Origin of the sequence: Bacillus sp. ISL-57 (assembly GCF_018613135.1) — a bacterium.
Taxonomy (GTDB): domain Bacteria; phylum Bacillota; class Bacilli; order Bacillales; family DSM-1321; genus Peribacillus; species Peribacillus frigoritolerans.
Genome location: NZ_JAGGQV010000002.1, coordinates 236,867 through 247,760, shown reverse-complemented (window position 1 = coordinate 247,760; position 10,894 = coordinate 236,867). Strand labels below are relative to the sequence as shown.

At 42.9% G+C, this 10,894-nt stretch carries 8 protein-coding genes; 7 read left to right on the top strand and 1 reads right to left on the bottom strand.

Annotation, left to right across the window (positions count from 1 at the left end; genetic code table 11):
• Positions 1-39 precede the first annotated feature (39 nt).
• A complete protein-coding gene (locus J7I90_RS04405; protein WP_214768587.1) occupies positions 40-1,761 on the bottom strand; it encodes an Rqc2 family fibronectin-binding protein in 1,722 nt (573 codons plus the stop codon).
• 414 nt (positions 1,762-2,175) lie between these two features.
• On the opposite strand from J7I90_RS04405, the gene J7I90_RS04400 reads away from it, so the two are divergent.
• From J7I90_RS04400 to priA, 7 genes are all read left to right on the top strand, one after another.
• Positions 2,176-4,854 carry a calcium-translocating P-type ATPase, SERCA-type gene (locus J7I90_RS04400; RefSeq protein ID WP_214770062.1) on the top strand — a complete coding sequence of 893 codons (2,679 nt, stop codon included), beginning with the start codon at positions 2,176-2,178 and terminating at the stop codon, positions 4,852-4,854.
• 157 nt (positions 4,855-5,011) lie between these two features.
• Positions 5,012-5,887: a YicC/YloC family endoribonuclease gene (locus J7I90_RS04395; protein WP_214768586.1), complete on the top strand. Its 876-nt coding sequence runs from the start codon at positions 5,012-5,014 to the stop codon at positions 5,885-5,887.
• A gap of 53 nt (positions 5,888-5,940) precedes the next feature.
• A complete protein-coding gene (gene remA / locus J7I90_RS04390) occupies positions 5,941-6,204 on the top strand; it encodes an extracellular matrix/biofilm regulator RemA (protein ID WP_034313813.1) in 264 nt (87 codons plus the stop codon).
• 10 nt (positions 6,205-6,214) lie between these two features.
• Entirely contained in the window at positions 6,215-6,829 is a 615-nt protein-coding gene (gene gmk, locus J7I90_RS04385; RefSeq protein WP_034313809.1) for a guanylate kinase, read from the top strand.
• A gap of 3 nt (positions 6,830-6,832) precedes the next feature.
• Entirely contained in the window at positions 6,833-7,036 is a 204-nt protein-coding gene (rpoZ, locus tag J7I90_RS04380; protein ID WP_034313807.1) for a DNA-directed RNA polymerase subunit omega, read from the top strand.
• A 227-nt stretch (positions 7,037-7,263) separates the two neighbouring features.
• Positions 7,264-8,472, top strand: a complete 1,209-nt coding sequence (coaBC, locus tag J7I90_RS04375) for a bifunctional phosphopantothenoylcysteine decarboxylase/phosphopantothenate--cysteine ligase CoaBC (protein WP_214768584.1) — start codon at positions 7,264-7,266, stop codon at positions 8,470-8,472.
• Between the two features lie 6 nt (positions 8,473-8,478).
• Positions 8,479-10,890, top strand: coding sequence for a primosomal protein N' (gene priA, locus J7I90_RS04370; RefSeq protein ID WP_214768582.1), 2,412 nt, complete (start codon positions 8,479-8,481; stop codon positions 10,888-10,890).
• Positions 10,891-10,894 lie beyond the last annotated feature (4 nt).

Below are 10,894 nucleotides of genomic sequence, written 5' to 3'. Positions count from 1 at the left end.
GGGGGCCCAATCACTCAGGACTGGGCCCCCTCTATTTTTTTACTCCTTTACCGCTTCCTTTAAGCGTATGACAGTATCGGGATCCGGTGTAATATAAACGGTCTGCTGCTGGTCATAGATTACGAATCCGGGCTTGGAACCATTCGGTTTCTTAACATGGCGAACCTGTGTGAAATCAACGGGCACTGAACTCGATTGCTTTGCTTTACTGAAGAAAGCTGCTAATACGGCGGCCTCTTTTATCGTTTTTTCACTTGGCGATTCATTTCGAATCACAACGTGTGAGCCGGGTATATCTTTGGTATGAAGCCATATTTCATCACGGCGTGCAAACTTATTCGTTAAATAATCATTTTGTTTATTATTCTTCCCGACAAAAATGAGGTCTCCATCCGTAGCATAATATGTTTCAAGCTGCGGTTTTGCATTTGCAGGCTTTTTCATGCCTTTTTTCTTTTTTTGCCTAATGTATCCTTCTTCCTGAAGTTCTTCGCGAATCTCCTCTATATCCCTGGGTGACGCTGATTGGAGCTGTTGATTCAAGGCTTCGAAGTAGGCCAATTCCAATTTTGTTTTTTCGATTTGATCTTGGACGACTCCGACTGCATTTTTGGACTTTTGGTATCTTGAGAAGTACTTTTGTGCATTATCTGACGGATTTTTTAATGGGTCAAGCGGGATGGTGATCATACTTTGTTCTTCGTCATAATAATTGACGACTTCTATTTCCTTCATGCCTTTTTTCATTTGATATAGATTAGCTGTAAGCAACTCACCGAACAACTGATACTGTTCACCGCGTTCCGTATCTTTCAATGTACGTTCGAGCTTGCCGATTTTTTTTGAGTTCTTTTCGATTTCATTAGTAATGAAACGTTCTACATCCTGGCTCTTTTGCTTAACCCGATCTCTTTCTGCCTTTCCGAAGTAATAGCGGTCGAGCATCTCGCTCAATGAAGAAAACGTACGTTGATTCCCAGACAGATGCTCTAGTGGGAGCATATAAAAAACTTCTTTATTTCCATCTTGTTTGATCGTGGCAGCATATTTCTGTTCCGAGATTTCCTGGATAATCTTTAAAAAGGCTGTTGGAAGGGTCGTGCTGTTGGCAAGTCCGGCCCGGTAGACAGCTTCCTTTGCAACTAATGGAGAAACTCCTGAAAAATGGGCAACAAGCTGTCGATCCAGCTTTCCTGCATTGAAGTCAATATTCTTCCTGATATCGTCCTCGGTAGCCTTGAAGGGATCATTCTTTTCCTGTGCGGGTGGAGCCTTATATTCCTGGCCGGGCAATATCGCCCGATAACTGTTGACGGCATGTGAAACATGCTTAATGCTGTCCAAAATCATATTTCGTTCTTTATCTACTAAAACAATGTTGCTGTGTCGCCCCATGATTTCGATGATTAACTGCTTTTGAGACACATCGCCAAGCTCATTACGGCCCTTCACCTCAAAAATGATCATCCTATCAAGTTCATATTGATAAATATTTTCTATCGTATAACCTTCGAGGTGCTTTCTAAGAAGCATGCAGAACATGGGTGCCTCTTTGGGATTTTCATAACTTTCTTCGGTCATTTGCACCCTTGAATAACTTGGATGGGCTGATAATAAGAGCTTATGGTTCTTACCTCCAGCACGAACAACCAGTATTACTTCATTTTTATAAGGCTGATGTACCTTATTGATTCGTCCACCTTCTAATAAAGAAGCGATTTCTTCCGTCATCGCTTTCGTAAATAATCCATCAAATGACATTCTATTTTTACTTCCTTTACATAAGATTTTCTAAGAACTCATTTTTGCCGGGCGTTATAAATGCATCGCTGCCCATTTTAAATTACAATTTTTTAGCGAACTGGGTGAAAGCAGGAGTTGCAGTTCAGGTATAGTGAATGGATGCTTTTTTTAATTCCTGATATTGAATACAAAATTGGTCCATTCATCATGATTACAGTTCGTTCATACAAAAAATTATCCGGATCGTTCTTCTTTCCGCAATTCTGTTTAATTATAGCATTATTTTGGACGAGTCTGAATAATCATGGAAGAAGAGCAGGTTGTTTTATGTATCGGCAAGCAGGCAGGTGTTGGATGAGTAAAGCAAAAAGCGCCTGTTGAGATGTATACAGGAGCCTATTTCATTCTATTCAAAGGGATGTGTGATACTTGATGGAGTTCAGGGAAATGAATAATCAAGAAATGGAGAAAGCGCTTCAAACAAACGTTACACACGGTTTGGACGATGATGTAGTAAAGGACAGGCTGCGAAAGAATGGTTTTAACGAATTGAAGGAAGGAGAAAAACAGTCAGCCATTCTTTTATTTTTCGCCCAATTCAAAGATTTCATGGTCATAGTATTACTTGCCGCGACATTGGTTTCAGGGATACTGGGTGAATATATCGATGCGATTGCCATCATGGCGATTGTTTTTTTGAATGGATTACTTGGTTTTTTTCAAGAACGGAAGGCAGAAAAATCCTTGGATGCCTTAAAGGAAATGGCTGCACCGCAAGTTAACGTGCTTCGAGATGGCAAGTGGATGAAAGTCCCATCGAGAGAAGTGGTTGTAGGGGATATCCTGAAGTTTTCGAGCGGTGACCGGATTGGTGCCGATTTACGGATCATCGACCATTCAAGCCTTGAAATAGAAGAGTCGGCACTTACCGGCGAGTCACTCCCGGCCGTTAAATGTTCTGATCCATTGATGAATGAGGTTGAAGGTATCGGTGATCAGGAAAATATGGCGTTTATGGGAACGATGGTGACAAGAGGGAATGGAGTCGGAATCGTAATCGCTACAGGAATGAATACGGCGATGGGAAAGATTGCGGATCTCCTGCAGACTGCAGAAACAAAAGAAACACCGCTTCAACGGAGGTTGGAGCAGCTAGGCAAAATTTTGATCGTCACGGCCTTAATATTAACGGTAATCGTGGTCCTGACTGGTGTCATTCAAGGACATGATCTTTATACGATGTTTTTGGCCGGGGTATCTTTGGCTGTTGCGGCGATTCCCGAAGGCTTGCCGGCCATTGTGACCGTAGCCTTGTCTTTAGGTGTTCAGCGTATGATCAAACAAAAAGCAATTGTCCGTAAGCTTCCTGCCGTAGAAACGCTTGGCTGTGCAACAGTGATTTGCTCAGATAAAACAGGTACACTGACACAAAACAAAATGACGGTGACGAAGGTTTGGAGTGGAGGAAAAACTTGGGATGTCGGCGGTACTGGTTACAATCCAGTCGGGGAATTTTCTTTAGGGGGAGTTTCAGTAGCCCCGAAAAACCATAATGCCTTGCTTCAAATGATTACATTCGGCATGCTCTGTAATAAAGCTGAGTTAAAGGAGAATGGTAAACAATATATTTTAGACGGTGATCCGACAGAAGGGGCGATGTTGGTCGCTGCAATGAAAGCGGGATTGACGAGGGAACACTTATCTAAGAGGTTTACGATAGTAAAGGAGTTTCCATTTGACTCGAGCCGCAAAATGATGAGTGTCATAGTGAAGGACGAGAAAGATAATCATTTCGTTATCGTAAAAGGTGCCCCGGACGTATTGATTGCCCAGTCCGACACGATTCTTTGGGAAGGAAGGTCGGAAATATTAAATCGGGAGAGTAAGGAAAGGGTGCAACAGGACATGGATGGGCTTGCTTCGCAGGCACTTAGAATGATTGCTGTAGGTTATAAACCCCTTTCAAAAGGAACGATATTGCTGCATGAAACCGAAGCTGAGTGTAATTTGACCTTCATGGGACTCCAGGGCATGATCGATCCCCCGCGTCCGGAGGTGAAACAGGCAGTTAAGGAATGCAGGGACGCCGGGATCAAAACTGTCATGATTACAGGCGACCATGTAATAACTGCAAAGGCAATTGCTAAAGAACTTGGAATTTTAAAAGGAAAAGACCGTGTACTTGAAGGACGGCAATTGGCGGACATGGAAGTCGGGGAACTTGAGGAAGTTGTTGAAACTGTTTCGGTATTTGCCCGAGTTTCCCCGGAACATAAGTTGAAAATCGTAAAAGCATTGCAAAATAAAGGACATGTCGTTGCAATGACAGGGGATGGTGTCAATGATGCCCCAGCGATAAAATCAGCGGATATTGGTATATCCATGGGCATCACGGGGACTGATGTAGCTAAAGAAGCTTCTTCCTTGATATTGGTTGACGATAATTTTGCCACAATAAAATCAGCCATTAAAGAAGGCAGGAATATATACGAAAACATCAGGAAGTTCATCCGTTACCTGCTTGCTTCCAATGTTGGGGAGATTTTGGTCATGTTTTTTGCGATGCTATGTGCCTTGCCTTTACCATTGATACCAATCCAGATCTTATTCGTGAACCTTGTAACCGACGGATTGCCTGCGATGGCATTGGGCCTGGATGCCGCAGAAGAAGATGTAATGAAAAGAAATCCAAGAAATGCCAATGAAGGTGTTTTCGGAAGGGGACTTGGCTGGAAGATCATCTCACGCGGTTTTCTGATAGGGATTTCCACATTGATCGCATTTTATGTTGTATATCGTGCAAATCCGGATAACCTTGCTTATGCACAAACGATTGCTTTCGCTACCTTGGTCTTGGCTCAGCTTATACATGTATTCGATTGCCGAAGTGAACGTTCGATCTTCTCGAGAAATCCATTCGGTAACCTTTATCTTGTGGGGGCGGTACTATCCTCCCTATTATTGATGGTAGCCGTCATGTATGTGCAGCCTTTACAAACCATCTTTCATACGGTACCGATTTCGGGAAGGGATTGGCTATTAGTAATAGGAATGGCATCCATACCAACTTTTTTACTGGCTGGAACCTTTTTAGCAAGAAAAGCACAATGATATATGGTATAATCTTTAAGGTGGTAGAGTCTTGCTCTATTGCCTTTTTATTTTTGTAGTATTTTATTTGTAAGCTAATGTTTCCGTACTTTAGCTAATATATAATGAATGTTAAAATGCCAAATTACTACATTATGTTTTGATAGGATGTGGAACCATGGTTACCAGTATGACGGGCTATGGAAGAGAAGAAGCGGAAAACGAACAGGTCAGGGTTTTTGCTGAAATCAAGACCGTTAACCATCGTTTTTGTGAATATACGATTCGAATGCCGCGCCAGCTTTTGGTTTTGGAAGAAAAGGTGAAAAAGAAGGCGAATCAATACATAAGAAGGGGACGGGTGGAAATCTTCATTACAGTGGAAGGTGAGAGCCTGGTTTCCAAAAAGGTGAAGATCGATTGGGATCTTGCTGATCAATATGTGGGATTGATGGATGAAGTCAAGGGAAAATACAATCTGGAAAGTTCGATTACATTACAGGATATGCTCCAACTAGAATCGATTTTCATGACGGAAGAAGTACCTGCGGTTCCTGCGGATTTGGAATCCCTGTTAATGAAGGCTGTCACGGGGGCATTGGAAAATCTAAGAAAAATGCGGGATCTGGAAGGTCGGGAACTTGCCTCGGACATGAAACGCCAGCTTGAAAAGTTTGGTGAGATTGTAGCAGGGGTCAAAATGCATGCACCTTCAGTCGTCGAAAAATATAAAGCCCGATTGGAAATCAAACTGGCCGAGTTGACTGATGGATTGATTGAGGATAGCCGTATTGTGACAGAAGCGGCCATTTTTGCTGATAAATGTGATATAAATGAAGAACTGACCAGACTCGATAGCCATGTTCAGCAATTTTCAAAGACCCTTACCCATAGTGAACCAATTGGAAGGAAACTTGACTTCCTTGTCCAGGAAATGAATAGGGAAGTCAATACGATTGGATCAAAGGCAAATGATTCGGCCATTACAAAAGAAGTGGTGGAAATGAAAAGTTTGCTTGAAAAATTAAAGGAACAGGTTCAAAATATCGAGTAGTCGGTTTATGATGAACCTAACAAGGTGACAATAGATATGAATGGGGGACAAAAATGTCAATTAAGCTCATTAATATTGGTTTTGGGAATATCGTTTCCGCGAACCGGATCGTATCCATCGTGAGCCCTGAATCGGCTCCGATAAAAAGGATCATCCAAGACGCCCGAGATCGCGGATCCTTAATAGATGCTACATATGGTAGAAGAACCAGGGCCGTTATAATTACAGACAGCGACCATGTTATCTTATCTGCCGTTCAACCGGAAACGGTTGCTGCACGGCTACAAGATAGAGATGACAGCGTAGAAGAGGGGTAACTGAAACAATATGAGAGAAAAAGGGTTATTAATCGTTTTGTCCGGACCATCCGGTGTTGGTAAAGGAACTGTTAGGAAGGCGATTTTTTCTCAGCCAGGAACGGCATTCGAATATTCAATTTCGATGACGACAAGGCTGCCTCGCCATGGTGAAGTGGACGGAGTGGACTATTTCTTCAAAAAACGTGAGGAATTCGAAGCACTGATCGAAGAAGGCAAATTGCTGGAATATGCTGAGTTCGTCGGTAATTATTATGGAACACCCGTGGATTATGTCCGTGAAACAATCGATTCCGGAAAAGATGTATTTCTGGAAATAGAAGTTCAAGGAGCTAAACAGGTCCGGGAGAAGTTCCCTGAAGGACTTTTCATTTTCCTTGCTCCTCCGAGTTTGACTGAACTCGAAAGCCGCATCGTTACTCGCGGAACCGAGACGGAGGAAGCGATAAAAGGCCGGATGAAAGTGGCCAAGGAAGAAATAGAACTTATGGATCTGTACGATTATGTTGTTGAAAATGATCATGTGGATGCAGCATGTGCTAGAATTAATGCAATTGTAATTGCCGAGCATTGCCGTCGGGAAAGAGTTGCAGTTTTATATAAAAAAATGTTGGAGGCGGAATAAATCATGTTATATCCATCAATTGATTCTTTATTACTTAAAATCGATTCTAAATACTCACTTGTATCGGTGGCAGCTAAACGCGCCAGGGAAATGCAAATTAAAGATAATTGCCTTATAAAACCGGTTTCCCATAAATCGGTAGGTCGTGCCCTTGAAGAAATTCATTCCGGTAAATTGACTTACGATAATTCTTACGAGGAAAACTAAGAGAACACAGAGCTTGACCTATCGGGCCTGACACCCTAAAGCAAACAGGAGCGTTACATTTGGAAAGTGCTTCCTTCCTGCGGCCAAGGTGTCAGGCCTGTTTGTTTTGATTTTTTTAAAAAGTAATGTTTGGGGAAATCCATAGGTTATTGCGCATTTCAAATGAAATTTCTTCGGTTTTCCGTCATAATTAGAACGAATAGAATGTATAGTTAGGGGAAATTTGCATGCTTATCGATAAAAAAGTACTTCTTTGTGTCACCGGCGGGATTGCTGTATATAAGGCTGCTGCCCTGACAAGTAAATTAACTCAGGAAGGTGCGCATGTTAAAGTGATCATGAGTGAATCGGCACGTAAGTTCGTGACCCCGCTCACCTTTCAAGCACTTTCGAGAAATGATGTGTACACAGATACTTTTGATGAGAAGGATTCTTCAGTCATTGCCCACATCGACTTGGCTGATTGGGCTGATATCATCCTGTTGGCTCCAGCTACAGCCAATGTCATTGGCAAAGTAGCCAATGGAATCGCGGATGATATGATCACGACCACCCTATTGGCAACGGAAGCACCTGTTTGGGTTGCGCCGGCAATGAACGTGCACATGTACGTACATCCAGCGGTTCAGAAAAATATGGAGACACTTCGGTCGTTTGGATATCAATTCATTGAACCGGGTGAAGGGTATTTGGCCTGCGGATATGTAGGGAAAGGGCGATTGGAGGAACCGGAAACAATCGTAGAACATCTTAATAGATATTTCAATGAACGCAAATTACAGCAACAGCCTCTTAAAGGAAAGAAATATTTAATAACGGCAGGACCGACACGTGAAGCGATTGATCCGGTGCGTTTTGTGACGAATCATTCCAGCGGCAAAATGGGCTATGCCCTAGCCGAAGCGGCAATTGAAATGGGCGCTGAGGTGACATTGATTACCGGTCCAGTGAACTTGACGCCACCTCCCAAGGTCAGAGTAATACCAGTGGAATCAGCAGCAGATATGTATGATGCGGTATTCGATCAGTTCGCTACCAGTGATGTCGTAATCATGACGGCTGCAGTGGCGGATTATAAACCGAAGGTCTATCATACTCGAAAGATGAAAAAGCAGCCAGGGGAAAATGTGATTGAATTTGAACGGACAAAGGATATCCTAATGGAACTCGGTGAAAATAAAACGCATCAGATTTTGGTGGGCTTTGCGGCTGAAACGAACAACGTTGAGGAATACGCAAGAGGAAAATTAGTCAAAAAGAATGCAGATATGATCGTTGCCAATAATGTTACCGTCGCAGGGGCAGGGTTTGGAACGGATACGAACATCGTGACCATTTACGCTAAAGATGGAAGTGCGACCGAACTTCCAAAAATGAGTAAAGCGGATATAGCTAAAAGCATCCTGGCAGAAGTATCTCGCAAGCAAAAGGAATGATGTCTTATGGATATAGCATCCGTCATCGTGGATGTACCTGCTAAACAAACGGATCGAGAATTCGACTATCGCATCCCTGAAAAGTGGAACCAAGTCATCAAACCCGGAATGAGAGTCATCGTCCCATTCGGTCCAAGAATGGTGCAGGGGTTCGTCACAGGCTTAAAAGCTAAAAGCGACTTTGCGAAATTACGCTTTATAAAGGAACCAATGGATTTGGAGCCCATCCTCAATGATGAATTGCTTCAGCTCGGTGACTGGTTGACCAAGGAGGCGATGTGTTTTAAAATTTCAGCGCTACAGGCCATGCTTCCGGCAGCGATGAAAGCAAAGTATGAAAAAGTTATTAAAGTCGTTGAAGATAAAAAGGACCAGCTCCCTCCCTCCATTCAAAACCTTTTCGGAAAAAATGATTCACTATCCTGGAAAGATGTGATTGAAGGGGAGAATGCCTCCCTGGTACAAAGGGAAATGCAAAATGGCAATCTTGAGCTCGAATATAATGTGAAAAACCGACTTAACAAGAAGACGGTCCGAGTGATTAAATCTTTGCTTTCCCCTATGGAACTGAAAGAAATGGCATCAACCATATCCAGCCATGCAAAAAAACAACAGGAACTCCTTCAATACTTTATTGAACATCAAGAACCCATCCCGTTAAAGGAATTGCTTGAATTGATGAACACATCAGGCGGCACCGTCAAATCCCTAGTGTCAAAAGGGGCCTTGGCTGAAATGGATCAAGAAATATACCGTGATCCTTATGAAAACCGTGTGTTCGAAAAATCCATTCCCTTTACACTGACAGCTGAACAAACCGCTGCATTGAAGCCGATCCAAGAGAAAATACAGCATGATGAACATGATGTCTTCCTTTTATATGGTGTAACCGGCAGCGGGAAGACGGAAGTGTATCTACAGGCAATTGCCTCTGTTATTGAAAAAGGGAAGGAAGCCATCATGCTTGTACCTGAAATCTCCTTGACGCCACAGACGGTGAAGAGGTTTAAGGAACGATTTGGGGAGCAGGTAGCTGTCATGCATAGCGGTTTATCCGTAGGTGAAAAATATGATGAATGGCGGAAAATTCACCGTAAAGAAGTAAAAGTGGTGGTCGGGGCGCGTTCTGCCGTGTTTGCTCCTTTTGAAAACCTGGGGCTGGTCATCATTGACGAAGAGCATGAATCAAGTTATAAGCAAGAAGAAACGCCAAGGTACCACGCTAGGGATGTTGCCATTGAAAGAGCAAAATCATATGGTTGTCCGGTTATTCTTGGCAGCGCCACACCTACACTTGAATCTTTTGCGCGAGCCAAGAAAAATGTCTATAAATTATTGACACTTAGCCAGAGGATGAATAAAAGTGCTTTGCCAGCAGTGGATATTGTAGATATGAGGGAAGAACTAAGAACGGGAAATCGTTCCATGTTTTCGGAGCTGCTCTTTACCAAGCTGAAAGACCGGCTTGAGAAGGGAGAGCAAACTGTCCTGATGCTAAATAAAAGAGGGCATTCTTCCTTTGTGATGTGTCGAAGCTGCGGTTTGGTCATCAACTGCCCTAATTGTGACATTTCACTTACATATCATCGCTTTAATGATATAATGAAATGCCATTATTGTGGGTTTGAAGAGGGAATGCCTTCCGTTTGCCCTGAATGTGAAAGTGAACATATAAGGTTCTTTGGAACAGGCACTCAAAAGGTTGAAGAAGAGCTTGCAAAAATCCTGCCTGAAGCAAGGGTCATACGAATGGATGTTGACACGACGAGTAAGAAGGGCTCCCATGAGCGATTGCTGAATGCCTTTGGTGAAGGAAAGGCGGATATATTGCTAGGCACCCAAATGATAGCCAAGGGCCTTGATTTTCCTAATATCACTCTTGTTGGAGTCCTTTCAGCCGATACGATGCTGCATCTGCCTGACTTCCGTTCTTCGGAAAAGACATTTCAGCTGCTGACGCAGGTCAGCGGAAGGGCGGGACGGCATCAGCTTCCGGGAGAAGTGGTCATCCAAACCTATACGCCTGAGCACTATAGCATCGAGCTTTCTGCCCTGCAGGATTATGATGCTTTTTATGAACGGGAGATGTATCTAAGGAGGCAAAGTCATTACCCTCCATATTATTATGTTGTCCTTATAACCGTTTCACATGAAGATTTAATGAAGACGGGGAGTGTTACTGAGAAAATCACCAATTATTTAGGCTCGCGATTGAATCGGGATTCTGTCGTACTAGGTCCGGTTGCTTCGCCCATTAGTCGAATCAACAATAGATATCGCTATCAATGTCTGATAAAATACAAACGAGAGCCGGACCTGAATCAGCATTTACGCACACTTTTAGAGCATTACCAAAAAGAAACCGCTCAGAATCATCTGCAGATTTCAATAGATTTAAATCCACAGATCATGATGTAATTAT